The organism is Saccharopolyspora thermophila (assembly GCF_014646075.1).
Taxonomy (GTDB): domain Bacteria; phylum Actinomycetota; class Actinomycetes; order Mycobacteriales; family Pseudonocardiaceae; genus Saccharopolyspora; species Saccharopolyspora thermophila.
Genome location: NZ_BMMT01000011.1, coordinates 126,222 through 150,810, shown reverse-complemented (window position 1 = coordinate 150,810; position 24,589 = coordinate 126,222). Strand labels below are relative to the sequence as shown.

The window sequence follows — 24,589 nt, the reverse complement described above, 5'->3', positions numbered from 1 at the left end:
CCGCGCGAACCCGTGACTGGTAGCGGTGGCCGGACTTGAACCGGCGACACAGCGATTATGAGCCGCTTGCTCTACCGACTGAGCTACACCGCCATGCTGGGACCATCGGCGCGAACACCGTACGTCTCAGCGGACGCAGGATATCCCACGCAAAACAGCCACAGCACCCAGTTTACCGAGCACCGCGGCTGTCTTTCGAGCCCCAATACGGAATCGAACCGTAGACCTTCTCCTTACCATGGAGACGCTCTGCCGACTGAGCTATTGGGGCGTGCCCTTGCGGAGCGATTAGAACTCTACACAACGTCCGCGGCGGCGCATAAGGGGGGGTCCCTTAACGCAGAAAGCCTGGTCAACACGGCTTTTCGGACTCCGGGGACACCAGGTCAGTGCAGCAGTGTGAGCACCGTCTCGGAGCGGGCCCCGCGGCCCCGCTTGGTGCGGGCCTGCAACCATGCCTCGAACCGCTCCTCGGACAGCGGCCGGGAGATCAGGTAGCCCTGCGCGACGTCGCAGCCCATCTCCACCAGCAGGTCCCGCGCGGCGTCATCCTCGATGCCCTCGGCGACCACCACGAGCGACAGGGAGTGCCCGAGCTCGACGATGGAGCGGACCACCGCCATGTCGCCCAGGTCGGTGCCCATGCCGAGCACGAAGCTCTTGTCGATCTTGACCTCGTCCACCGGCAGCTGCCGTAGGTAGGCCAGCGACGAGTACCCGGTGCCGAAGTCGTCCACGGCCAGCACCACACCCATCGCGTGCAGCCGCCGCAGCACCGGCAGGGCCCGCTCCGGGTCGGCCATCACACTGGACTCGGTCAGCTCGAAGGTGAGCAGCTCCGGCGGGATGTCGTGGCGCAGCAGCGCCTCGGCGACCCGGTCCGGGAACGTCTCGTCGGCCAGGTTGCGCACCGACAGGTTCACCGCCACCGACATCCGCAGCCCGCGGTCCAGCCACTGCCGGATCTTGGTCAGCGCGCGCTCAATGACGAACGAGGTGAGCGCGTCCACCAGCCCGGTGGCCTCGACCACCGGTACGAACTCATCCGGGTCGAGCCGCCCGTATTCGGGGTGCGACCAGCGCACCAGCGCCTCCGCGCCGACCACCTGCCGCTCCGGCAGGGCCACCTTGGGCTGGTAGTGCACCTCGACCTGCCCGGTGTCCAGCGCCTGCCGGAACTGGGTGACCAGCTGGAAGCGGCGCAGGAAGACCTGCCCCATCGCGGGGGCGTAGCAGCGCACCCCGTCCTCGCCGTTGCGCGCCGCCCGCACCGCGACGTCGGCGTGTTGCAGCAGGGTGTCGATGTCGGTCTCGTACTCGCCGTCGGCCGGTGCCGACGACGCGTACCCCGCCACACCGGTGGCCTCGACCACGATCCGGTCCAGCGGGTACGGCTCGCCGATCACCTCGCGCAGGTGTTGGGCGACCTCGTGCGCCTGGGCCTCGGTGTGGTCCAGCAGCAACACGGCGAAGGAGTTGGCCTCCAGCCGCGCCAGCGGCACCTCGCCCAGCTCCTCGCGCATCCGCTGCCCGGCGGCGACGACCATCCGGTCGCCCCAGGTGTAGCCGAGCGCCTCGCTGACGGTGGTGAGCACGTCCAGGTCGATGCGCAGCACCACGGCGGTGCGGCCGTTGCGCAGCTCGTCGGCGGCCCGCTCGCGGAAGCCGGTGCGGTTGAGCAGCCCGGTCAGCGGGTCGTGGTAGGCGTCGTGCCGGAGCCGGGCCAGCAGCCTGCGGTTGTCCATCGCGGTCGCCAGGTGGCTGGCCAGAGTGTGCAGCAGCCGCACGTCCGCACGGCCGAAACCGCGCCAGCGGCTGACCCGGTCGTGCACCTCCACGGCGCCGAGCAGTTGGCTCGCCCCGCGCAGCGGCACGACCAGCGCCTCGTACGCGCCGCGTTGCCGCAACGCGCGCCGGACCTCCTCCGGGGCCTCCAGGGTTCGGAAGGAGCGGACGTGGCTACCGGGCAGTTGCAGCAGCGGGTCGTCGCGCAGGGCCGACGGCGCGGCCTGCACGGCGAGGTCGGGCAGCGGCTCACCGGCCACCAGCGTGCTCACCTCGCCGCTGGGGTCCAGCCGCAGGCGCAGCACCACGCGGGTCGCGTTGAGCTGCTCGCGGATCCGCTCGGCGACCGGCTCCCACTCGTCGACCGAGGCCGCCGACGCGCCGCCAGCCATGTCGGACGGGCCTCCGGCGGACTGCCCGGAGCGGGCCACGCTGAGGCTCACGTCGCTGAGGGCCTCCAGGTCGCGCTGCTCGCGCAGCAGCCCTGAGTAGGCCCGGTACAGGGCGATCACGGCCACCGCCACCAGCGCGACCAGCAGCCAGCCCCACGGCGTGCTCAGCGAGACCTCGTAGCTGACCAGGCCGACCGAGGTGTTGAGCAGGCCCACGGCCAAGGTGCGCACCGCCAGCTGCGCGCCCGCCGACACCCGCATCGCGCCGCCCAGCACGAGCAGTGCGGCCAGCGCGAAGGCGCAGCTGATCAGCGGGGACGTGAGGGTGCCGACGACCGGGCCGAACCAGACCGGGGCCACCCCGACCAGCGCCTGGTTGACCACGTTGGCCACCGCGAACGGCACCGCGATCTCCAGGCACAGGACACCGGCGTTGTAGACGACGTGGGTGGCCGCCCGCCGTCCGACCTGCGCGCCCAGCCCGGCCAGCAGGTTCGCCGCGAGCACCACCTCGAACGGGGCCGTGAGCAGCCCGAGGATCAGCGGGATCTCGGTGAAGGAGATCGTCCAGCCGACGCGCTTGACGTCCACGTCGATGGTCAACTGCTCGGCCAGCAGGAAGCCCATGGCCAGCAGCGGACCGATGAACAGCAGGTCCGGGCTGTACTGGAACGGCAGCCAGGCCGCCGTCGCCACCGAGGTGAGCACCCCGGCCGCCAGCACCACGAACGAGAATCCGGCGAACATCCGCCGCCGGCGGGGATCGACCTCGGCCCGCACCGGCGGCCGCGCGGGCTCCAGGCCGGAATGCTGGCCGAGGGAGCGGTGACGCTCGATCATCCACGCTCCTCCCCACCCGGTCGGCACGGGCGTCCCACACGTATGCCGTCGCCGATCGTGACGCACGAAAGCACAGTTGGCCAGGGGCGAATGGCTCCCGTCGCGCAGGCCGCACGCGGTACTGGCGCGCCACCGCGCGGCGCGGGTCCCGCGGCGGTCACCCGCCGCCGGGAGTTGACCAGGGCATATTCCACAGCTCGCGGCGAGCACCACGGTCGCTTGCGCTCGGCCCGGCTTGCCCGCAGATCTTGTGACCATCACCGCAGCAACCGACACCCGCGGACACGGTACGCAACCTGCGGAAACGCATCGTCACGACTGGAGACCGAACTCGTCCAGGAAGTCCCGCACCGCGCGGTCCAGGTCGGCCAGCCCCGACTCCTCCACCGGCAGGTGCCCGGCGCCGGTGAGCGAGGCGAACCGGGCGGGCGCGGCGATGCGCTCGAAGAACCGCTGCGACAGCAGCTGCGGCGTCCAGCGGTCCTCCGCCGGGTGCGCCAACAGCAGCGGCGGGCCGGTGTAGTGTTCCGGTGCCACCGCGGGCGGCGCGGCCAGGCAGCTGCGCACGAAGTTCAGCGGCAGCCAGCTGCCGCCGCCCAGCGGGTCCGCCCACACCAGGTTCGCGAACTGGGCGTGGTTGGACACCGCCGCGATGTTGGCCAGCCAGTGCACCGGAACCCGGGTCACCCCCAAGGGTTTGGGGATCAGCCCGAGCAGCCCGGCCCACTTGGCCATCTCCGGGCGCGCGGCCAGCCGGCGGCGGACGTCGCCGCGCTGCGGGTCGGCCAGGCAGGTGGCGATCACCCCGGCGACGGCCCCGTCGGCGCGGGCGGCGACGTCGTAGGCCAGCCGACCGCCGGTGCTCAGGCCCAGCAGCACGATGGGCCGGTCGTCGCGGGTTTTCTCCCACCGGACAAGGTCCAGCACGCAGTCCACCCAGTCCCGGTAGGTGGCGGCGCGCCGACCGGTGCCGGTGCGGCCGAAGCCGGGCAGGTCGGGGGCGAGGTATTCCAGGTCCGCCATCGACGGCAGCCGCCCGAAGGGCGCGAGCATCCGGCCGTACGTGCCGACGCCGTGCAACACGATCAGCTTGGTCGACGCGTGCTCCCGCTCGACGCGGTCCAGGTGCACGGTGGTGCCGCGCCACGGCCACCACTGCTCGGCGGGTGCGTTGTCTGCGGTCACGCGCAGGGCGCCGGGGAAGAAGTCCTGGTAACGCAGCCAGTACAGCTGGTCGCGGTAGCCGGGGCCGGCGGCGGTGGCGGACCCTGGGGTGGATGGGGCGCTCGAGGGCACACACCGAACATACGGACCGGACCGGACGATGCGCATCAGCCGAGAGCAGGCACGCACGTGGTTCGCGCAGGCGCGGGTGGGCCACCTGGCCAGCGCGAATGGGGCAGGACGACCGCACCTGGTGCCGGTGGTCTTCGCGGTGCGGGGTGAGGTGATCGTCACTGCGGTGGACCGGAAGCCGAAGCGGAGCCGACAGCTGCGGCGGCTGCGCAACATCGCCGAGAACCCCCGGGTCGCGGTGCTGGTCGACCACTACGAGGACGACTGGTCCCGGCTGTGGTGGGTACGCGCCGACGGCGAGGCGGAGCTCGCCGAGGCCGAGACGCACCCCGAGCTGCTCGCCGCGCTCGTGGCGAAGTACCCGCAGTACCACGAGGAACCGCCGACCGGACCGCTCGTCGTGATCCGCGTCTCGCGCTGGAGCGGCTGGTCCGGCGCGGGGTGAGCACGGGTCAGGGCCGCTTGCGCTCCAGGTGGACGACGTCGGAGTCCAGGTCGAGCGGACCGCCGGCCTCGCGGTCGTCCTCCTTGTGCACCTGCACCCAGGCCAGCTGGTCGAGCTGGTGGCGGGCCCCGGCGCTGAACAGACCCTCCACACCGAGCGCGACCGAAGCGGTGGAGCGCGTCTCGCGCTGCGCGGCGGCCTCCTGCGCCGCCCGCTGCTCCTGGCGCCGCTTCGCGCGGGCAGCCCGATCGATGGCCATGGAGCCAGGCTAGCCCGCTCGCACCGGCAGCCACCAAGCTCAGGCGAGAACGCGCCAGGCCGGCCGGACTAGGCTGCTGGGCGTGGAGGACCCGTACCGGACCCAGATCGCGACCGCGGAGCTGCAGGAACTGGCCGGGGCGCTGGCGGTCGTGGCCGCGCACGCGGACCTCAACCACCGCTACCGCAAGCTGATCACCGACTCACAGCGGTTGCTGGCGACCCCGCGGATCCGGCTCACCCAGGCCCGGGGCATCGCCAAGAAGCTCATGGTGCTGGCCAAGGCCGCCGGACCGGACTTCCGCGCGCACCTCCCGGCGCCGGCGGCCGCGGAGTTCGCCGCGGGCATGTCCCGCGCGGACGCCCTGGTTTTCGGCGCCGACCAGCGCTGATCCGGCGCAGGCAACCCCCTTGGAAACCGGGTGGAGGGCATTGGGTATCCTTTGTCACGCAAGCCAGCGATGCTGGCGTGCACGCCGGGTTGCCCGAGTGGCCAAAGGGAGCTGACTGTAAATCAGCCGGCACTGCCTTCGGAGGTTCGAATCCTTCACCCGGCACCCACGCCGGACGCCCCGGTGACCAGCACAGACGGTCACCGGGGCGTTCTGCTGTGCGCGGTCCTCCGTGGCCAACGGCCGCGCGGGCTCAGCCCTCGACCTGGTGATCTTCTGCTGTGTGCTGCTCAGCACGAAGAAGCGGCGCGGCGGTGACGGCGGCGAGAAGCCGCTGCTCGGCGAGTCCGGACCGCGCTCGGTGGTGGTAATCCGCCCGGGGGCGAGCCGTGGCCGGTAGCGTGTCCGCATCAGTCGCTGCTGGCGCTCTCAACGGGAGGTAGACAGGTGGCTAACCCGTCCTTCGACGTGGTGAGCAAGGTGGACCGCCAAGAGGTGGACAACGCGCTGAACCAGACGGCCAAGGAACTGGCCAACCGGTTCGACTTCCGCGGCACCGGATCCAGGATCCAGTGGTCCGGGGCGGACGCCGTGGTGCTCGAGTCGGAGACCGAGGAGCGCTGCAAGGCCGCCATCGAGGTGTTCAAGGAGAAGCTGATCAAGCGGGGCGTCTCGCTGAAGGCGCTGGACATCGCGGACCCCACCAGCTCCGGGCAGGTGTACCGAGCCACCGGCAAGATCGTGCAGGGCATCTCGCAGGACGTCGCGAAGAAGATCGCCAAGAAGATCCGCGACGAGGGCCCCAAGGGCGTGCAGGCCCAGATCCAGGGCGATCAGCTGCGCGTCTCGGGCAAGAAGAAGGATGACCTGCAGGCCGTCATCCAGCTGCTGAAGTCCGCGGACTTCGACGTGGCCCTGCAGTTCGAGAACTACCGGTAAGTCCGATCGGTCCCGCGCGGCGGTGGCCGCCGCCGCGCGCGCCGAACACCTGCGCCGCGCCGCCCCCGGCGGGGGCCGCAGCGCGCACGCGAACGGCCGGAAGACGGACACCGCACGAAAGGGACGGGTGTGAAGGGGATCGTGCTGGCCGGTGGCAGCGGGACGCGACTGCATCCGCTGACGCAGGCCGTGTCGAAACAGCTGTTACCGGTCTACGACAAGCCGATGATCTACTACCCGTTGTCGGTGCTGATGCTGGCCGGGATCAGGGACGTGCTGATCATCTCGACCCCGATCGACGTGCCGCTGTTCCAGCGGCTGCTCGGCGACGGCTCGCAGTTCGGCATCCGCATCTCCTACGCCGAGCAGCCGGAGCCCAACGGGCTCGCCGAAGCGTTCGTGATCGGCGCCGACTTCGTCGGTGACGACTCGGTGGCGCTGGTGCTGGGCGACAACATCTTCTACGGCCAGGGCTTCTCCCGACTCCTGCGGGACTGCGTGCGCGACCTGGACGGCTGCATGCTGTTCGGCTACCCGGTACGCGACCCCGAGCGCTACGGCGTCGGCGAGGTCGACGGCGACGGCCGCCTGGTGTCCATCGTGGAGAAGCCCGCCCAGCCGAAGTCCAACATGGCCATCACCGGCCTGTACTTCTACGACAACGACGTGGTGGACATCGCCAAGGGCCTGACCCCGTCGGACCGCGGCGAGTTGGAGATCACCGACGTCAACCTGGCCTACCTGCGGCGGGGCAAGGCGCGGCTGACCCAGCTCGGCCGCGGTTTCGCCTGGCTGGACACCGGAACGCACGACTCGCTGGTGGAGGCGGGGCAGTTCGTGCAGGTGCTGGAGCACCGGCAGGGCGTGCGGATCGCGTGCCTGGAGGAGATCGCCGTGCGGATGGGCTACATCTCGGCGGACGAGTGCCTGGAGCTGGGCCGCGCGCTGGCCAAGTCGGGCTACGGGCAGTACGTGATGGAGGTCGCCCGCCGCGCGGGCGCCACGGGCTGACCGGTCACCAGGCCGGGGGCAGCTGCCGGCCCGCCATGCCCTCCAGACGGCGGACGCGGTCGGCGATCGGCGGGTGCGTGGAGAACAGCCTGGTCAGCCGCTCACCGGGGCGGAACGGGTTGGCGATCATCAGGTGGGACTGCGAGACCAGCTGCGGTTCCGGCGCCAGGGGCGCCAGCTGCGTGCCGCGCTCCAGCTTGCGCAGCGCCGACGCCAGCGCCAGCGGGTCGCCGGTCAGCTGCGCCCCGGAAGCGTCGGCCTGGTACTCGCGGGACCGGCTGACCGCCATCTGCACCACCGCGGCGGCGATCGGCCCGAGCAGCGCCACCAGCAGCATCGCGAACAGGTTGGGCCGTTCCTCGTCCTCGCTGCCGAACATGCCGAAGAGCATCCCGAAGTTGGCCAGGAACGTCACCACGCTGGCCAGCGCCCCGGCCACGCTGGAAATCAGGATGTCGCGGTTGTAGACGTGCGAGAGCTCGTGTCCGAGCACCGCGCGCAGTTCACGCTCGTCGAGCAGTTCGAGGATGCCCGCCGTGCAGCACACCGCGGCGTTGCGCGGGTTGCGGCCGGTCGCGAAGGCGTTGGGGGCGCGGGTCGGGCTGATGTAGAGCGCGGGCATCGGTTGCCGCGCGGAGGTCGCCAGCTCCCGCACGATCCGGTACATCGCGGGCTGCTCGGCCTCCGACACCGGCCGGGCGTGCATCGCGCGCAGCGCCAGCTTGGCCGAGTTGAAGTACGCGTAGCCGTTCAGGGCGAGCGCGACGACGAACGCGATGACGAGGCCGGCGCGGCCGAACAGCGAGCCGATCAGCAGCACCAGCGCGCTCATGCCGCCCAACAGCAGCGCGGTCTTCACACCGTTGAAGTGACTGTGCACTGTGCCTGCCTCCGCCCAATGGGGACCTGATCGGATCGCGAAGCGCTGATCGCCGGTCGCACCCGAAGAGGACTCCCGTGCCACCTTTCCACGCATCTCGAAGGTCACCGAGAGAACGTGCGGGCGCGAGCCGGAGTTCCGCTGGGCGGATGTGCTGAAGGCAACGTGACGCGGGAGAGCGCCGCAGGTCCGCGGCGCCCTCCGCTCCTCGTCCCGCCCCTCAGGCGTGCAGCTCCAACGTGCAGCACTTCGGACCGCCGCCGGACTTCCGCAGCTCCGAGACGTCCACCAGAATCGGCTCGTAGCCCAGCGCGGCCAGCCGCTCGGCGAGCCCGGTCGCCTCCAGCGGCAGCACCACGTGGCGGCCGTCCGACACGCCGTTGAGGCCCAGGCACGCGGCGTCCGCCGCGTCGGCGAGGACCGCCTCCGGGAACATCCGCTGCAGAACCCGGCGGGACCCGGCGGAGAACGCCTCCGGGTAGTAGGCGATCTGCGCGTCGTCGCCGGTCCGCAGCACGAACAGCGCGGTGTCCAGGTGGTAGTAGCGCGGGTCGACCAGCCGCAGCGACACCACGGGCACGCCGAGGACCTCCTGCGCCTCGGCGTGCGCCTCCGGGTCGGTGCGGAAGCCGCTGCCCGCCAGCAGCACGCGGCCGGTCCAGGCGAAGTCGCCCTCGGCCTCGTTGATCCGCGACGGCATGACCAGGTCGCGGTAGCCGCGGGTGACGAACCAGCGGCGGAAGTGCTCGGCCTCGGCGGCCCGCTGCGGTGCCCGGAACCGGGCGCCGAGCACGCGGCCGTCGATCACCGTCGCGGAGTTGGCGGCGAACACCATGTCCGGCAGGCCCGGCTGCGGTTCGATGACCTCGACGGTGTGGCCGAGCCGCTCGTAGGTGTTCTTCAGCTCCGTCCACTGGGCCATCGCCCGGTCCACGTCCACCGGCGTGCCCGGGTCCATCCACGGGTTGATCGAGTACTCGACGGTGAAGTACTTCGGCGGGCACATCAGGTAGTGCCGCGGGGTCGCCTGCGGCGTCGGAACCGTGGTCGCTTCCGGGAGGGTTGTTGCCGTCATAAATCGAAATCTAAGATGCGGTGGGACCGGCCATCAATAACGCTCCATTCCTTCTTTGCGGCAGAATGTTGCGCATGGACGCCTTGGATCAACGAATCATTTCGCACCTCGTGGCGGACGCTCGGGCCAGCTACGCCGAAATCGGCGCGGAGGTGGGGCTGTCCGCACCGGCGGTGAAGCGGCGGGTCGACAAGCTGCTCGACCTCGGGGTGCTGCAGGGCTTCACCGCCGTCGTGGACCCGGAGGCGCTGGGCTGGGGCACCGAGGCGTTCGTGGAGGTGCACTGCAACGGCAACGTCCCGGCGCACCGCATCCGCGCCGGCCTGGAACCGCTGCCGGAGGTCGTCGCGGCCTACACCGTGTCCGGGCAGGCCGACGCGATCGTGCACCTGCGCGCGGCGAACATCCACCACCTGGAAGAGGCCATGGAACGGCTGCGCTCGGTCGAGTTCGTCAGCCGCACGGTGTCCACGGTGGTGCTGTCACGGCTGCTGGAACGCCCGCCGCAGGGCTGACGGGACTGCGCCTGCGCAGGCCCCGGGGCGTCGGGGCCGTCCGCGCCAGGTGACGGTCGATGACAGGTGCTCAGGTGGCGCGCTGACCGTTCCAGGGTGCGAAACCGGCGATCTCCGCGTCGGCCGGGGTGCGGAACCACACGTCGGCGACGATCTGGTCGTACTGCGGCGACTCCGGGCTGTGGTACTGCCGCGACGCCGAGTGGCCCTTGATCATCGGCCCGGAGCCGCCCTTCTCGCGGCCCGGCCGCGGCCCCGCCCCCGGGGTGCGCCGTGGCAACGGCGCCGACTCCGCCGCATCGTCGTCGATCTTCGGGAGGACCTGCGTGGCGTCATCCGCGGCCGATGGCACGTTCGGCGTTGCCGGCCGCCCGTCCTCGGCGGGCTCGAACAGCGACCGCGGCTCCCCCGACAGCCGCGACTGGGCCGGCTCGGCGGACTCGGCGTCCAGCATCCCGGTGATCCGCGACTCGCTCGTCGGATTCGCCTGCTCCGGAGCTCCCGCGGTCGGTGTCGCCTTTTGCTCCGATGCGGCCGGCGCCGTCCGCTCCTGCTGCCTCACCAGCCCCGCCAGCGTGCGCAACTCCGCGGCCCGCACCTTCGGATCGGTCTGCTTGCGCGGCCCCGCGGTCTGCTGCCCGACCTGTGCCGTCGCCTGCTGCTGCGGCTCGACTTGTGGCCGGCCCAGCGGCTCGGCAGCCTCCGTCGCTCCCGTCACCTTCGGTCCGGCAGCCTGCTGGTGCGCGACCGCCGGTTTCTGCTCCCCGGCCGGCGGCGTTTTCGGTGCGGGCTCGGCCTCCGGCCATCGCGGCGCCGCCGTGTCCGGGTCGTCGACACGCACCCGCGGCTGGACCGCGGTCACGGCGGTGTCCGGCTCCGGAGCGTGCTGGGCGGTTTCCTCGTCCTTCCTGCGGAACCAGGTGTTGCTGTCGGGTTCGTGCTGCTCGGGGGCGACCCAGGCGCGGGGCCGGCGTTCCCAGTCGCCGATGGTCGGCTCGTTGTCCCAGCGCGGCGGCGGGGGTTCCAGCAGATCCAACGGCGCGTCGGCGACGGACGGGTGGTCCGCGGGGGCGTCGTAGTCATAGTCGTGGTCGGCCGGGGGCTGGTCGGCCTCGGCCAGGCGGCGTCTGAGCGGCCGGGCGAAGAGCAACCAGGTGATCAGCGCACCCAGGGCGAAGGCGGCGAGGCTCCACAGCCACACCTGGGTGAACAGCCAGGTGATCACGAGTGATGTCCTCCTCATGGCTCCGGCGACACCGCCATCGTTCTCGGATACCTACCACGCCGGAACCGGCATCCGGGCCGACCTTGACCGGCTCGTGACCCAGCACGCGATGACCGGGCGCACACACCGACAGGGCACCATCACCCGGTCGACCCATCGTCAGGCCAGCCATCCAGCACGCGCCGAGCACGAATCGGGCGCCTGGACCGAGGCCGCGCATTCCGAATGCGGCTGCCGGTCAGCCAGTGCGGGCCACCACGTAGTCGACCAGGGCCGACAGGGCGTCGCGGGCCGGGACGTCCGGCAGGGCCGCGAGTTCCTTGCGGGCGTCGTCCGCGTACTCCTCCAGCGCGGCGCGGGTGCGGGCCAGCCCCGCGGAGCCGCGCAGCAGCGCCAGCGCCTCCTCCACCTCGGCGTCCTCGGTCAGCGGCCGGGACAGCAGGTCGCGCAGCCGCGGATCGGTACCGGGGTCCGCCAGCGCGTACAGCATCGGCAGCGTCCGGACCCCCTCCCGCAGATCGGTGCCCGGCGTCTTGCCCGACTCGGCGGCCGGCGACGCGATGTCAATGATGTCGTCGGAGATCTGGAACCCGGTGCCCAGAATCCGGCCGATCCGCTCCAGCGAGTCGACGTGCGCCTCGTCGGCACCCGCGAACCAGGCGCCGAAGCGGCCCGCGGTGGCGATCAGCGAGCCGGTCTTCTCGTAGATCACCTGCAGGTAGAACTCGACGGCGTCCTCCTCCGCACCGGCCCCCACGGTCTCCCGCATCTGGCCGGTGACCAACGCCTCGAACGTCGCCGACATGCGGCGGACCGCCTCCACGCCGAGGCCGGCGATCAGCTGGGACGCCCGGGCGAACAAGAAGTCGCCGGTCAGGATGGCCACCGAGTTGTCCCAGCGGGCGTTCGCGCTGGTCGCGCCGCGCCGCATGGTGGCCTCGTCCATCACGTCGTCGTGGTACAGCGTGGCCAGGTGGATCATCTCCACCACGGCTGCGGAGGTGATCACCGCATCCGCGGACGGGTCACCGAACTCCGCCGCAAGTAACGTGAACAGGGGACGGAACCGCTTGCCGCCGGCCTCCACCAGGTGCAGGGAGGTGTGGGTGGCGAACTCGAAGTCGCTCTGCACCGACTCGTGCAGCAGCTGCTCCACCCGGGCCATGCCCCGCCGAACCGAGTCGGCCAACGCCTCGTCGGCGAAGTCGATCCCGACCGAATCGCCCGTGGTCAGCTCACTGACCGGGTCACCCGCTGGCCTGCTCACGTCACCGTCGCCTTCGCTCCCCCACATCGCCCTACGGGCGAGCACTCTACGACACGAAGCCGCCGACGTTCGCCCAGTCCAACGCCAACGTCGGCAGCACGCCCAGCAACAACGTGACAACCACCCCGAGCGTGATCGCCGCTGTCGTGAACGCACCCGGCACGCTGACGGTGGGGCCGTCCGCGGCCGGTTCGCTGAAGTACATCAGCACGATGACACGAAGGTAGAAGAACGCCGCAACCGCACTGGCCACCAGGGCCACCACGACCAGCGGGGCCATCCCGTCGGCCAGCGCCGCCTCGAAAACCACGAACTTGCCGACGAAACCGCTTGTCAGCGGGATGCCAGCGAGGGCGAACATCAGGAAGGTGAACACCGCGGCAACCAGCGGCGAACGCTTCGCCAGGCCCGCCCAGTCGGAAAGGTGAGTTGCCTCACCGTCGGCCCGGCGCACCAGGCTGATCACGCCGAACACCGCGATCGTGGTGAACCCGTAGGCCAGCAGGTAGAACAGGGTGCTCGCGAGGCCACGCTCGGTCAGCGCCAGCGCCCCGACCAGCATGAACCCGGCGTGCGCGACGGAGGAGTAGGCGATCATCCGCTTGATGTCGCGCTGGGTGAGGCCCAGCACCACGCCGATGACCATCGACACCACCGCGATGACCCACAGCACACCGTGCCACTCCCAGCTGGACGCCTGGAACGCCACCTGGAGCACCCGCAGGATCGCGCCGAACGCGGCGACCTTGGTGCAGGCCGCCATGAAGCCGGTGACCGCGGTCGGAGCGCCCTGGTAGACGTCCGGGGTCCAGGTGTGGAACGGGCCGACCGACGCCTTGAACAGCAGCCCCACCAGCAGCAGGCCGAGCCCGGCGAACAGCAGCGTGTCCGAGCGGTCCGAGCCGGCCGTGGCGTCGGCGATGGCCTGCAGCTTCACCGAGCCGGCGTAGCCGTACAGCAGGGCCAGGCCGTAGAGGAAGAACGCCGAGGCGAACGCGCCCAGCAGGAAGTACTTCACCGCCGACTCCTGCGACAGCAGCCGACGCCGCTTGGCCAAACCGCACATCAGGTACAGCGGCAGGCTCAGCACCTCCAGCGCGATGAACATCGTCAGCAGGTCGTTGGCCGCGATGAACACCATCATCCCGCCCAGGGAGAACAGGGCGAGTGGGAAGACCTCGGTGCGCATCCCGGCCACCGCGGCGGTCGCGCGGCTCATCGCGCCGGGGCCGTCGGTGGCGCGGGACTCGGCGACGAACGCCCCGCCGGGCTCCACCGACCGGTCGGCGATCAGCAGGATCGCGGCCAGGCCCAACGCCAGCAGCGTGCCCCACAGGAACAGCGTCGGCGGGTCGATGGCCAGCGTGTCCGACAGCGTCGTCACCCCGGTGCCGCCCTGCCTGGCGTACACCGCCAGCGCCACCCCGGCGGCCACGATCGCCACCAGGCTCAACCCGACCTGCACCGACCAGCGCTGGTGCCGGGGCAGGAACGCCTCCACCAGGATCGCCAGGCACGCCGCGCCGAGGATCACCAGGACCGGGGCGATGGCCGCGTAGTCGATCGGCGGGATCTCGACGGACGGCAGCTGCGACACCGCCGGTCCCTGCGTCAGAACACCCACTGTCAGTTACCTCCCTGCGAGGCCGCGGGGTCGGTGACGCCGACCTCGCTCATGGTTGCCGCGACCGACGGGTTGATCACGTCCAGCACCGGCTTCGGGTAGAGGCCGAGCCCGACCACCAGCACGATCAGCGGGGTCAGCACCGCGATCTCCCGGGCGCCCAGGTCGGCGACCCGCAGCCGGTGCGCGCCCGGCTTGTTCGGGTCCGCCACCGCGCCGGGCCCGGCAGCGGTGCCCAGCAGCGCGTCACCGCGCACCGGGCCCTGCATCGTCCGCTGGTACAGCCACAGCACGTAGACGGCGGCCAGCACCATGCCGACGGTGGCCAGCACGGTGTGCACCGGGCGGGTCTCGAAGGAGCCGACGAGCACCAGGAACTCGCTGATGAACGAGTTCGTGCCGGGCAGCGACAGGGTGCTCAGCCCGGCGATCAGCAGCGTCCCGGCCAGCAGTGGAGCCACCTTCGCCATGCCGCCGTAGTCGGCGATGCGGGTGGAGCCGCCGCGGGCGATCACCATACCGATCACCAGGATCAGCATGCCGGTCGCGATGCTGTGGTTGACCATGTAGGACACCGAACCGGCCTGCGCCTGCGAGGTGAACGCGAAGATGCCCAGCGCGATGAACCCGAAGTGGGCGATCGAGACGTAGGCGATGAACCGCTTGAAGTCGGTCTGCCCGAACGCCTGCAGCGAGCCGTAGAGCACGCCGAGCACCGCCAGCGCCAGTACCAGCGGCGCCAGCTGCCGGGACGCCTCCGGGGTCAGCGGCAGGCTGTAGCGCAGGAACCCGAAGGTGCCGACCTTGTCCAGCACGCCGACCACGATCACCGCGACACCGATCGGCGCCTGCTGCGCGGCGTCCGGCAGCCAGGTGTGGAACGGGATCAGCGGGGCCTTGATCGCGAAGGCGGTGAAGAACCCGAGGAACAGCCACACCTGCACGCTGGTCGGCGCGTCGGAGAGCACCCGCACCAGCGCGGCCCAGTCGAAGGTGCCGCGGCCGGTGACCTGCGCGCTGTAGACGTACGCGCCGATCGCCGAGGCCAGCATGATCAGGCCGCCGAGGAACGAGTACAGGAAGAACTTCACCGCCGCGTAGGTGCGGTTCTCCCCGCCGTAGCCGCCGATCAGGAAGTACATCGGGATCAGCATGATCTCGAACAGCACGTAGAACAGGAACACGTCGGTGGCCGCGAACACCGCGACCGTCAGCGCCTGTTCCAGCAGCAGCAGCGAGAAGAATCCGGCGTGCGTGCGGCCCTGCGGCAGCCGCTCGCCCCAGCTGTAGCCGAGCACCAGCGGGGTGAGCAGGGCGATCACCGCGATCATCACCAGCGCAATGCCGTCCACGCCGAACGACAGCCGGATGTCGAAGGCCGGGATCCACGCCACCGAGCTGGTGAGCTGCAGCCGCGGCCCGGCGGGGTCGTAGGCCGCCCACGCGGCGGCTGCGACGACCAGCTCCACCAGGGAGAACCCGAGTGCGGTCCACTTGGCCGCCGCGGCGTTGCCGCGCAGCAGCGCCACCACCACCGACCCGGCGATCGGCAGCAGGATCAATGCGAGGAGCAGGGTCATCGGATCTCCTCCCGGATCGGCCTACCGGGTGCACAGCGGATGGGCGAGGTCAGCGGGCATCGCCGGGGGGCGCGCAGCGAAGTGGTCATGTCGGAATCCCCACCGCCATCAGGGCGGCGATCACCACGATGCCGCCGAAGAGCATGCTCAGGGCGTAGGAGCGGACGAAACCGGTCTGCAGGCGGCGCAACCGGCCGGAGCTGAAGCCCAGCAGGCCCGCGATGCCGTTGACCGCACCGTCCACGCCCTTGCGGTCCACAGTGACCAGTGCGCGGGTCAGGGCGAACGCGGGCCGCACCGCCACCAGGTCGTTCAGCGCGTTGCCGCCCAGGTCCGCCCGCGCCGCGCGGACGATCGGCGACACCCGCTCCGGGCGCCGCACCGGGACCGGTTTCCGCCCGACCACCAGCCACGCGATGAGCGCGCCGAGCGCGGACAGCGCCACGGTCAGCACCGGGATCATCGCGTGCGGGATCGCGGTGTGCTCGGCCTCCTGCAACGTGCCCAGCGACGGGGACAGGAACTCGACCAGCCGGTCGCCGCCGGCGAAGAACATGCCCGCCGCCACCGAACCGATGGCCAGCACCACCATCGGCGCGGTCATCACCGCCGGGGACTCGTGCGGGTGGAAGTCCTTGCCGTTGCTGGCCTTGAGGTTCTCCCACCGCTTCTCGCCGAAGAACGTCATCAGCACCAGTCGGGTCATGTAGAACGCGGTGATGCCCGCGCCCAGCAGCGCCGCGCCGCCGAACACCCAACCGCGCCAGCCCTCCTGGCCGAACGCCGCCTCGATGATGGCGTCCTTGGAGTAGTAGCCGGACAGGAACGGGAACCCGATCAGCGCCAGGTAGCCCAGCCCGAAGGTGACGAAGGTGATGGGCATGTACCGGTAGAGGCCGCCGAACTTGCGCATGTCGACCTCGTCGTGCATGCCGTGCATCACCGACCCGGCGCCGAGGAACAGCCCGGCCTTGAAGAAGCCGTGGGTGAGCAGGTGCATGATGCCGAGCGCGTACCCGGCCGGGCCGAGCCCGACGGCCAGCATCATGTAGCCGATCTGGCTGACGGTGGAGTACGCCAGGACCTTCTTGATGTCGTCGTAGGCGCAGCCGATGACGCACCCGACCAGCAGCGTCACCGCACCGACGATGGTGACCGCCAGCTGCCCGCCCGGGGAGAGCGAGAACAGCGGGTTGGCGCGGGCGATGAGGTACACGCCCGCGGTGACCATGGTCGCGGCGTGGATGAGCGCTGACACCGGGGTCGGGCCCTCCATCGCGTCCGGCAACCACGCCTGCAGCGGCACCTGGCCCGACTTGCCGCACGCACCCAGCAACAGCAGCAGCGTGATGGCCAGCAACACGCCCGGCGACAGCTCCCCGGCGCGGGCAAAGACCTCGGTGTACTGGGTGGTGCCCAGGTTCGCGAACAGCAGGAAGATCGCCAGCGCCAGGCCCACGTCGCCGACCCGGTTCATCACGAACGCCTTGGTCGCCGCCGCGGCCGCCGACGGGCGGCCCTGCCAGAAGCCGATCAGCAGGTACGACGCCAGGCCGACACCCTCCCAGCCCAAGTACAGGGTCACGAAGCCGTTGCCCAGCACCAGGACCAGCATCGCCGCGACGAACAGGTTGAGGTAGCCGAAGAACCGGCGGCGCTCGGTGTTGTCCCGCCCGGTGCGGCCCTCCTGGTCGTGCGCCATGTAGCCGATCGAGTAGATGTGGATCAGAGCTCCGACCCCGGTGATCAACAGCACGAACACCATCGACAGCGGGTCCAGCCGGAGCCCGAAGTCGACCTGCAGCGCGTTGACCGGGATCCAGGAGAACAGGTGCAACTCGCGCACCTGCTCGCCGTCGGGCATCCCGGCGATGGAGGTGAACAGCCAGACGCCGTAGAGGAAGGACGCGATCACGGTGGCGCAGCCGAGGAGGTGGCCCCAGCCGTTGGCCCGGCGGCCGGCGACCAACAGGATCAGCGCGCCCAGCGCGGGAAAAGCGACCAGCAGCCAGGCGTTCTCCTGCGCCGCGCCGGTCGCGCCGAGCACGTCCGGGTTTTCCCCGGCCAGGAAGGCCCCGGTAGTCATCATTGCCGTCACCACGCGCCCTCTCAGTACTTCAGCAGGTTGGCGTCATCGACCGAGGCCGAGCGACGCGTCCGGAAGATCGACATGATGATGGCCAGGCCGACCACCACCTCGGCCGCCGCGACCACCATCACGAAGAAGGCCATGACCTGCCCGTGCACCGAGCCCTCGATGCGGGCGAAGGTCACCAGCGTCAGGTTGACCGCGTTGAGCATGAGCTCGATGCACATGAACACCACGATCGCGTTGCGCCGCACCAGGACGCCGACGGCGCCGATGGTGAACAGCAGCGCCGAGAGCAGCAGGTAGTAGGTGGGGGTCACTGCCGGACCTCCTCCGGGGAGACGTGCCGGGGTTCCTGACCGTCGTGCCGCGGCGCGGCACCGTTGGTCGGCGGCGGGCCCGCATCCTGCTGCTCGCCGACCGGCGGCGACGGCTCCGCGCGGCCCCCGGTCAGCGCGTGCGGATCGGGCTCGGGCACCGCGCCGGCGACCGCGCGGCGCTCCCCGCTGAGCTCGTCGACCGGCAGGTTCTCGAGCAGTTCGGACAGTGATTCCGGCGCGACCGAGCCGTCCGGCAGCAGCGCGGGGACGGCCACCGAGTTGGCCGTGGCGTAGACGCCGGGACCGGGCAGCGGCGTCGGCCGGGCGCTGCGGAACCGGGCGTTGGCCCGCTCCCGCTGGCTGACCCGCGGGCCGCGGCCCTTGCCGCCGTAGGCCAGCACCATCGCGCCGACCGCGGCGGTGATCAGCAGCGCCGAGGTGAGTTCGAACGGGAACAGGTAGTCGGTGAAGATCAGCCGCCCGAGACCGCCCGCGCCGCCACCGGCGGGGGCCCACGGGTTCAGCGGCGCGGCCACCTCCACCGAGGTCAGCGCGCGGGCGAGCCCGGCGACCAGCAGCGCGGCCAGGCCGATGCCGCCGAGCCCGGCCCACAGCCGCTGGCCGCGCAGCACCTCCACCACCGAGTCCGACGAGTCCCGCCCGACCATCATCAGCACGAACAGGAACAGCATCATGATCGCGCCGGTGTAGACGATGATCTGGGTGAACCCGAGGAACGGCGCGTTCTGCGCCATGTAGAGCACGCCCAGGCACAGCATGGTGAGCACCAGCCACAGCGCGGAGTGCACCGCGTTGCGGGCGAAGACCATGCCCAGGGCGCCGACCAGCGCCAGCGGCCCGAGCACCCAGAACGCGACCGCCTCACCGGTGCCCACGGCGCTCTGCGCCTGCGCGAGGAACTGCGCGTGTTCGATGGTCATCTCGCGGCCTCCTCGTGCCCCGACTCGACCGTCTGATCCGGCGGGATCCCACGCTGCCGGGCGAGTTCAGGACCGCGCACGTAGTAGTCCTGCTCGTCGTCGCCCAGCCGCATCGGGTGCGGCGGCTGCTCCATGCCGGGCAGCAGCGGCGCCAGCAGATCCTCCTTGGTGTAGATCAGGTCCTGCCGGTTGTCGTCGGCCGTCTCGTACTCGTTGGTCATCGTCAGCGCCCGCGTCGGGCACGCCTCGATGCACAACCCGCAGCCGATGCAGCGCAGGTAGTTGATCTGGTAGTTCCGGCCGTAGCGCTCACCGGGTGAGTAGCGCGCGTCCTCGGTGTTGTCGCCGCCCTCGACGAAGATCGCGTCGGCCGGGCACGCCCAGGCGCACAACTCGCAACCCACGCACTTCTCCAGCCCGTCCGGGTGCCGGTTGAGCTGGTGGCGGCCGTGGAACCGGGGCGCCGGAATCTTCTTGACCTCCGGGTACTCCTCGGTGACGACCTTCTTGAACATCGTCGAGAAGGTGACGCCGAAGCCCTTGATCGGATCAAACATTCCCACGGGGCGCCTCCTCGCCTTGCGGGCCCTCGACCGCCGGGGTGGCTGCGCTGTGCACCGGGGTGCGCCGCGGCGGGGTCTCGGGAACGTGCAGGTCCAGCGGCGGAACCGGATAGTCGCTGCCGGCCAGCGGCACCTCGTCGGTGTCCTTGGCAGGTTTGCGGTCCGGGATGAGGAAGGTGGCCACCAGCAGGACCGCGATCACGATGCCGCCGCCGATGAGGAACTGTTGCGAGGTGACCGCCTCGGAGTTGCGCAGCGCGCGGATCACGGTCACCGCGATGATCCACACCAGGCTCAGCGGGACCAGGATCTTCCAGCCCAGGCTCATGAACTGGTCGTAGCGGAGCCGGGGCAGGGTGCCGCGCAGCCAGACGAAGAAGAACAGGAACGCCAGCGTCTTGCCCATGAACCACAGCACCGGCCACCACCCGGTGTTGAGTACGCCGTCGCCGATCAGCGACAGCGGCCACGGCGCGTGCCAGCCGCCCAGGAACAGGGTGGTCGCCAGCGCCGAGACGGTGACCATGTTGATGTACTCGGCGAGGAAGAACAGCGCGAACTTCAGCGACGAGTACTCGGTGTGGAAACCACCGACCAGCTCCGACTCGGCCTCCGGCAGGTCGAACGGGGCCCGGTTGGTCTCGCCGACCATGGACACCACGTACACCGCGAAGCTGAACGGCAGCAGCGCGAAGAACCAGCCGCTGGCCTGCGCCTCGACGATGCCCGAGGTGGACAGCGTCCCGGCGTACATGATCACCGCGACGAACGACAGGCCCATCGCGATCTCGTAGGAGATGACCTGCGCGGCCGACCGCAGTGAGCCCAGCAGCGGGTACGGCGACCCGGAGGCCCACCCGGCGAGCACGATGCCGTAGACGCCGATCGAGGCGCAGGCCAGCACCACGAGCAGACCGACCGGCAGCTCCACCAGCTGCAGCGCGGTGCGCTCGCCGAAGATGGTGACCTCGGGGCCGATCGGGATCACCGAGAACGACACCATCGCGGGCGTCGCGGAGATCGCCGGGGCCAGGAAGTACACCCACTTGTCGGCCAGCACCGGCCGGATGTCCTCCTTGAACGCCAGCTTCAGGCCGTCGGCCAGCGACTGCAGCAACCCGAACGGGCCCGCTCGGTTCGGGCCGGGCCGGTGCTGCATCCGGCCGATGACGCGGCGTTCCGCCCAGATCGTCAGTAGGGTCATGACGACCAGGAAGACGAAGATCGCCAGGACCTTCAGCAGGATCAGCCAGAGCGGATCGTCGGCGAGCAGTTCCGCGGTTGTGGTCATGCTCTCCCCCCGTCCAGGTGGGTCGCCGCGCCGTTGTTGCCGGCGTGGCCGTTACCGGCTGCCGTGGGCAGCGGAGTGGTCGCGGTGATGTCGACGACCGCGCCGTGCCCGGCGCCGAGGGTCCGGCGGACCCGGGAGGCCCCGGAGTCGGCGGGCAGCCACACCACGTCGTCGGGCATCTCGGCCAGCTCCGCCGGCAACACGATGGCGCCCCGGGCGGTGCGGACCTCGACGCGCTGCCCGGGGCCGAGCCCGATGCGCTGCGCGGTGCGCGGTGAGAGCACCGCGACGGCCCGGCGCGCGGTGCCGGCCAGGTTCGGTTCCTCGACCTGCATCGCGCCGTTGTCGAGCAGCTGCCGCCAGGTGGCCAGCACCGCCTGGCCCGGGCCGGGCGCGGGTGCGGCCGCCACCGGTTCGTCCGGGGCGGGCCGCCGTTGGCCGCGGTGCGGGCCGATGCGGTCAAGTTCGCCGGCCGCGGCCGCCGGGATCTGGGTGAACAGGTCGGCGTCCAGCTCCACGGCGAGGGTGTCGAGCACCCGGCAGTCCGGCAGCGCGCCGGTGCCCTCGATGGTGGTGCCGAACTCGCGGCGGCGGCCTTCCCAGTTCAGGTAGGTGCCGGACTTCTCGACGCTGGGCGCGACGGGCAGCACCACGTCGGCGTGCTCGGTCACCGCGCTGGGCCGCAGTTCGAGGCTGACCACGAAGTCGGCGGTGCGCAGCGCGCGTTCGGCCAGCGCCGGGTCGGGCAGGTCGTCCGGGTCCACGCCGCCGACGAGCAGCCCGGACAGCTCCCCGGCGGCGGCCGCGGCGATGATGCCCGCGGCGTCGCGGCCGGGTGCGGCGGGCAGCGCGCCGGGCGGCAGGCCCCAGGCGTGTTCGAGTTCGCCGCGGGCGGCCGGGTCGACGACCGGGCGACCGCCGGGCAGCAGCGTGGGCAGCGCTCCGGCCTCGATCGCGCCGCGTTCCCCGGCGCGGCGCGGGATCCACGCCACGCGGGCACCGGTGCGCCGGGCGGTGCGCAGGACCTCCGAGTACAGCCCCGGGACCTCCGCGGCCCGTTCGCCGACGACCAGCACCGCACCGGGCTGCCGCAGCGCCTCGTCCACTTCGGACGGCAGCGCGCCCAGCGCCGCCGCTTCACCGCCCGGCGCGCAGGGCACCAGCGACCCGATCTGGGCCGGACCGCCGTCGTAGACGATGGTCGTGGTTTTCGCCACCCCCGGGGACGCCCAGGACGCGAGGTGGAACACCTTCGTCCTGTTCTTGCGTGCGGCCTTGCGCAGCCGGAGGAAGACGATCGGCGACTCCTCCTCGGGCTCGAACGCCACGCACAGCACCGCGGGCGCGACTTCGAGGTCCCGGTAGGTCACCCCGGTTTCCGGCGTCACACCGACCACAGTGGATTCGAGGAAGCGCAGTTCCTCGGCGCTGTGCGGCCGGGCGCGGAAGTCGATGTCGTTGCACCGCAGGGCGATCCGCGCGAACTTCGAGTAGGCGTAGGCGTCCTCGACGGTCAGCCGACCGCCCGGCAGCACGCCCACGCCCCGCGCGTCGCGCGCCGCGGCCAGGCCGTCCGCGGCCACCCGCAGCGCCTCGGTCCACGACGCCGGGCGCAGCTGGCCGTCCCCGCCGCGCACCAGCGGCCGGGTGATGCGGTCCGCGGCGGTGGCGTAGCGGAACGCGAACCGGCCCTTGTCGCAGATCCACTCCTCGTTGACCTCGGGATCGTCCCCGGCCAGCCGCCGCATCACCTTGCCGCGCCGCCAGTCGTTGCGGATCTCGCAGCCCGAGGCGCAGTGCTCGCACTGGCCGCGGGTGGACACCAGGTCGAACGGCCGCGCCCGGAACCGGTACTGGGCGCTGGTCAACGCCCCGACCGGGCAGATCTGGATGGTGTTACCGGAGAAGTACGACTGGAACGGCTGCTGCTCGCCGATGCCGATCTGCTGCAGCGCCCCGCGCTCCAGCAGTTCGATGAACGGGTCGCCGGCGATCTGCTTGGAGAACCGGGTGCAGCGCTGGCACAGCACGCAACGCTCCCGGTCCAGCAGCACCTGCGAGGAGATCGGGATCGGCTTCGGGAAGGTGCGCTTGGTGTCGTGGAACCGCGACTCCGCGCGCCCGTGCTTCAACGCCTGGTTCTGCAGCGGGCACTCGCCGCCCTTGTCGCAGATCGGGCAGTCCAGCGGGTGGTTGATCAGCAGCAGCTCCATCACGCCCTGCTGCGCCTTGTCCGCCACCGGCGAGGTCCGCTGTGTCCTGACGACCATGCCGTCGGCGACGGTCATCGTGCACGACGCCTGCGGCTTGGGCATCGGCCGCCCGCCCATCTCCACCTCGACCAGGCACTGCCGACAGGCCCCGGCCGGGTCCAGCAGCGGGTGGTCGCAGAAGCGCGGGATGGTGATGCCCATCCGCTCGGCGGTGCGGATCAGCAGCTCGCCCTTCGGCGCCTCGACCTCGATGCCGTCAATGGTCAGCCGGACGTAGCCCTCCGGCACCGGACGGGTTTCTGATTCGGGTGCCACCGTCATCGGGCCGCTCCTACCAGTGCGGATTCCGGCTTGTCCTGCTCGCCCGCGTTCTTCCGGCACAACGCCAGGAACTCCTCGCGGAAGTACTTGATGCCGCTGGTGATCGAGCTGACCGCGCCGTCGCCCAGGGCGCAGAACGACCGGCCGAAAATGTTGTCGCAGACGTCCAGGAGGGTCTCGATGTCCTCCTCGGTGCCGCGCCCCTCGACCATCCGCTCCAGCACCTGGGCCAGCCAGTAGGTGCCCTCGCGGCAGGGGGTGCACTTGCCGCAGGACTCGTGCGCGTAGAACTTGGTCCACTTCATCACGGCCCACGGCACCGACACGGTCTCGTTGAACACCATCACCGCGGTGGTGCCCAGCATCGACCCGGCCTCGGCGGCGCCCTCGAAGTCCAGTGGCACGTCCAGGTGCTCGGCGGTGAACAGCGGCGTCGACGAGCCGCCCGGCGTCCAGAACTTCAGCGGGATGCCGTCCTTCATGCCGCCGGCCAGCTCCAGCAGCTGGCGCAGCGTGGTGCCCAGCGGCGCCTCGTACTGGCCGGGCCGCTCGACGTGCCCGGAGATGGAGTAGATCTTCGGGCCCGGCGACTTCTCGGTGCCCATCGTGCGGAACCAGTCGGCACCACCGTTGACGATGTAGGGCACGGAGGCGATGGTCTCCACGTTGTTGACCGTGGTCGGGCACGCGTAGAGACCGGCGGCGGCCGGGAACGGCGGCTTGAGCCGTGGCTGCCCGCGCTTGCCCTCCAGCGAGTCGAGCAGTGCGGTCTCCTCACCACAGATGTAGGCACCCGCGCCGGCGTGCACCACGATGTCCAGGTCGAAACCCGAGTTGAGGATGTTCTTGCCCAGGTACCCGGCCTGGTATGCCTCGCGGACCGCGTTGTTCAACCGGCGGATCGGGTGCAGCGCCTCGCCGCGCACGTAGATCATGCAGTGGTTGGCGCGCATCGCGTAGCTGGCGATGATGCAGCCCTCGATCAGCGAGTGCGGGTCGGCCATCATCAGCGGGATGTCCTTGCAGGTGCCCGGCTCGCCCTCGTCGGCGTTGATGACCAGGTAGTGTGGCTTGACCGGTTCCTTGGGCATGAAGCTCCACTTCACGCCGGACGGGAACCCGGCGCCGCCGCGGCCGCGCAGCCCGGCGGCCTTGACCAGCTCGATCAGCTGGTCCGGGTGCGCCGCGAGGGCCTTGCGCACCGCGGTGTAGCCCTCCAGCTGCTCGTAGGTGCGCAGCGTCCAGGACTTCGGCGACAGCCACCGCTTGGTCAGCACCGGGGTCAGCGGGCTGGTGCTGGACCGGTTCGTCTGGGTCATGGCCACCC

General features: G+C 71.0%; 22 protein-coding genes and 3 tRNA genes. 7 read left to right on the top strand and 18 right to left on the bottom strand.

The features are described from left to right. Positions 1-17 precede the first annotated feature (17 nt). The 4 genes from IEY17_RS16555 to IEY17_RS16540 form a co-directional block, all read right to left on the bottom strand. Positions 18-93: transfer RNA gene (locus tag IEY17_RS16555), tRNA-Met, on the bottom strand. A 105-nt stretch (positions 94-198) separates the two neighbouring features. After that, a tRNA-Thr gene (locus IEY17_RS16550) sits at positions 199-271 on the bottom strand. 115 nt (positions 272-386) lie between these two features. Next, on the bottom strand, positions 387-3,017 hold the full coding sequence (locus tag IEY17_RS16545; RefSeq protein ID WP_188988678.1) for a putative bifunctional diguanylate cyclase/phosphodiesterase: 2,631 nt from the start codon (positions 3,015-3,017) through the stop codon (positions 387-389). Between the two features lie 312 nt (positions 3,018-3,329). Further along, the gene (locus IEY17_RS16540; protein WP_229680228.1) at positions 3,330-4,313 is read right to left on the bottom strand and encodes an alpha/beta hydrolase; all 984 of its coding nucleotides are present in this window, start codon (positions 4,311-4,313) and stop codon (positions 3,330-3,332) included. Positions 4,314-4,341: 28 nt separating this feature from the next. Between IEY17_RS16540 and IEY17_RS16535 the strand changes: the two genes are divergently transcribed. After that, entirely contained in the window at positions 4,342-4,758 is a 417-nt protein-coding gene (locus IEY17_RS16535) for a TIGR03668 family PPOX class F420-dependent oxidoreductase (RefSeq protein WP_188988674.1), read from the top strand. Positions 4,759-4,765: 7 nt separating this feature from the next. On the opposite strand, the gene IEY17_RS16530 is transcribed toward IEY17_RS16535, so the two are convergent. Next, positions 4,766-5,017 (bottom strand): hypothetical protein, encoded by a 252-nt coding sequence (locus IEY17_RS16530; protein ID WP_188988672.1) that lies wholly within the window; start codon positions 5,015-5,017, stop codon positions 4,766-4,768. Positions 5,018-5,099: 82 nt separating this feature from the next. Here IEY17_RS16530 and IEY17_RS16525 point away from each other — a divergent pair, with 82 nt between their 5' ends. The 5 genes from IEY17_RS16525 to rfbA all read left to right on the top strand — a co-directional run bounded on the left by IEY17_RS16525 (position 5,100) and on the right by rfbA (position 7,358). Next, the gene (locus IEY17_RS16525; protein WP_229680227.1) at positions 5,100-5,408 is read left to right on the top strand and encodes a hypothetical protein; all 309 of its coding nucleotides are present in this window, start codon (positions 5,100-5,102) and stop codon (positions 5,406-5,408) included. An 83-nt stretch (positions 5,409-5,491) separates the two neighbouring features. Beyond that, a tRNA-Tyr gene (locus IEY17_RS16520) sits at positions 5,492-5,573 on the top strand. A 67-nt stretch (positions 5,574-5,640) separates the two neighbouring features. After that, on the top strand, positions 5,641-5,808 hold the full coding sequence (locus tag IEY17_RS16515; protein ID WP_188988670.1) for a hypothetical protein: 168 nt from the start codon (positions 5,641-5,643) through the stop codon (positions 5,806-5,808). Positions 5,809-5,855: 47 nt separating this feature from the next. Continuing rightward, positions 5,856-6,347, top strand: a complete 492-nt coding sequence (locus IEY17_RS16510) for a YajQ family cyclic di-GMP-binding protein (RefSeq protein ID WP_188988668.1) — start codon at positions 5,856-5,858, stop codon at positions 6,345-6,347. Positions 6,348-6,476: 129 nt separating this feature from the next. Beyond that, the gene (gene rfbA, locus IEY17_RS16505; protein WP_188988666.1) at positions 6,477-7,358 is read left to right on the top strand and encodes a glucose-1-phosphate thymidylyltransferase RfbA; all 882 of its coding nucleotides are present in this window, start codon (positions 6,477-6,479) and stop codon (positions 7,356-7,358) included. Between the two features lie 4 nt (positions 7,359-7,362). Here rfbA and htpX read toward each other — a convergent pair whose 3' ends face one another. Together htpX and ddaH are read right to left on the bottom strand one after the other, a co-directional pair. After that, positions 7,363-8,238 (bottom strand): zinc metalloprotease HtpX, encoded by an 876-nt coding sequence (htpX, locus tag IEY17_RS16500; protein ID WP_188988664.1) that lies wholly within the window; start codon positions 8,236-8,238, stop codon positions 7,363-7,365. 220 nt (positions 8,239-8,458) lie between these two features. Further along, positions 8,459-9,313, bottom strand: a complete 855-nt coding sequence (gene ddaH / locus IEY17_RS16495; protein ID WP_346071923.1) for a dimethylargininase — start codon at positions 9,311-9,313, stop codon at positions 8,459-8,461. Between the two features lie 74 nt (positions 9,314-9,387). Between ddaH and IEY17_RS16490 the strand changes: the two genes are divergently transcribed. After that, positions 9,388-9,828: an Lrp/AsnC family transcriptional regulator gene (locus IEY17_RS16490; protein WP_188988662.1), complete on the top strand. Its 441-nt coding sequence runs from the start codon at positions 9,388-9,390 to the stop codon at positions 9,826-9,828. 70 nt (positions 9,829-9,898) lie between these two features. Here the strand turns inward: IEY17_RS16490 and IEY17_RS16485 are convergent, their stop codons facing one another. From IEY17_RS16485 to nuoF, 11 genes are all read right to left on the bottom strand, one after another. Next, positions 9,899-11,053 carry a sunset domain-containing protein gene (locus IEY17_RS16485; protein WP_188988660.1) on the bottom strand — a complete coding sequence of 385 codons (1,155 nt, stop codon included), beginning with the start codon at positions 11,051-11,053 and terminating at the stop codon, positions 9,899-9,901. Positions 11,054-11,291: 238 nt separating this feature from the next. After that, on the bottom strand, positions 11,292-12,320 hold the full coding sequence (locus IEY17_RS16480; protein WP_308424001.1) for a polyprenyl synthetase family protein: 1,029 nt from the start codon (positions 12,318-12,320) through the stop codon (positions 11,292-11,294). A gap of 46 nt (positions 12,321-12,366) precedes the next feature. Further along, positions 12,367-13,908 carry an NADH-quinone oxidoreductase subunit NuoN gene (gene nuoN, locus IEY17_RS16475; RefSeq protein WP_188988771.1) on the bottom strand — a complete coding sequence of 514 codons (1,542 nt, stop codon included), beginning with the start codon at positions 13,906-13,908 and terminating at the stop codon, positions 12,367-12,369. Positions 13,909-13,946: 38 nt separating this feature from the next. Continuing rightward, on the bottom strand, positions 13,947-15,524 hold the full coding sequence (locus tag IEY17_RS16470; RefSeq protein ID WP_188988655.1) for an NADH-quinone oxidoreductase subunit M: 1,578 nt from the start codon (positions 15,522-15,524) through the stop codon (positions 13,947-13,949). Between the two features lie 85 nt (positions 15,525-15,609). Next, a complete protein-coding gene (gene nuoL, locus IEY17_RS16465) occupies positions 15,610-17,613 on the bottom strand; it encodes an NADH-quinone oxidoreductase subunit L (protein ID WP_229680226.1) in 2,004 nt (667 codons plus the stop codon). A gap of 20 nt (positions 17,614-17,633) precedes the next feature. Further along, entirely contained in the window at positions 17,634-17,933 is a 300-nt protein-coding gene (gene nuoK, locus IEY17_RS16460) for an NADH-quinone oxidoreductase subunit NuoK (protein WP_093155324.1), read from the bottom strand. Then, on the bottom strand, positions 17,930-18,874 hold the full coding sequence (locus IEY17_RS16455; protein WP_188988653.1) for an NADH-quinone oxidoreductase subunit J: 945 nt from the start codon (positions 18,872-18,874) through the stop codon (positions 17,930-17,932). The genes nuoK and IEY17_RS16455 overlap by 4 nt, the downstream gene beginning before the upstream one ends. Further along, positions 18,871-19,437, bottom strand: coding sequence for an NADH-quinone oxidoreductase subunit NuoI (gene nuoI / locus IEY17_RS16450; RefSeq protein WP_188988651.1), 567 nt, complete (start codon positions 19,435-19,437; stop codon positions 18,871-18,873). Before nuoI ends, IEY17_RS16455 begins: the two co-directional genes overlap by 4 nt. Next, the gene (gene nuoH / locus IEY17_RS16445) at positions 19,424-20,728 is read right to left on the bottom strand and encodes an NADH-quinone oxidoreductase subunit NuoH (protein WP_188988649.1); all 1,305 of its coding nucleotides are present in this window, start codon (positions 20,726-20,728) and stop codon (positions 19,424-19,426) included. Before nuoH ends, nuoI begins: the two co-directional genes overlap by 14 nt. After that, entirely contained in the window at positions 20,725-23,262 is a 2,538-nt protein-coding gene (locus tag IEY17_RS16440; protein WP_188988646.1) for an NADH-quinone oxidoreductase subunit G, read from the bottom strand. Before IEY17_RS16440 ends, nuoH begins: the two co-directional genes overlap by 4 nt. Next, complete coding sequence (gene nuoF, locus IEY17_RS16435; protein ID WP_188988644.1) at positions 23,259-24,581, bottom strand: NADH-quinone oxidoreductase subunit NuoF; 1,323 nt, start codon at positions 24,579-24,581, stop codon at positions 23,259-23,261. Before nuoF ends, IEY17_RS16440 begins: the two co-directional genes overlap by 4 nt. Positions 24,582-24,589: the final 8 nt, after the last annotated feature.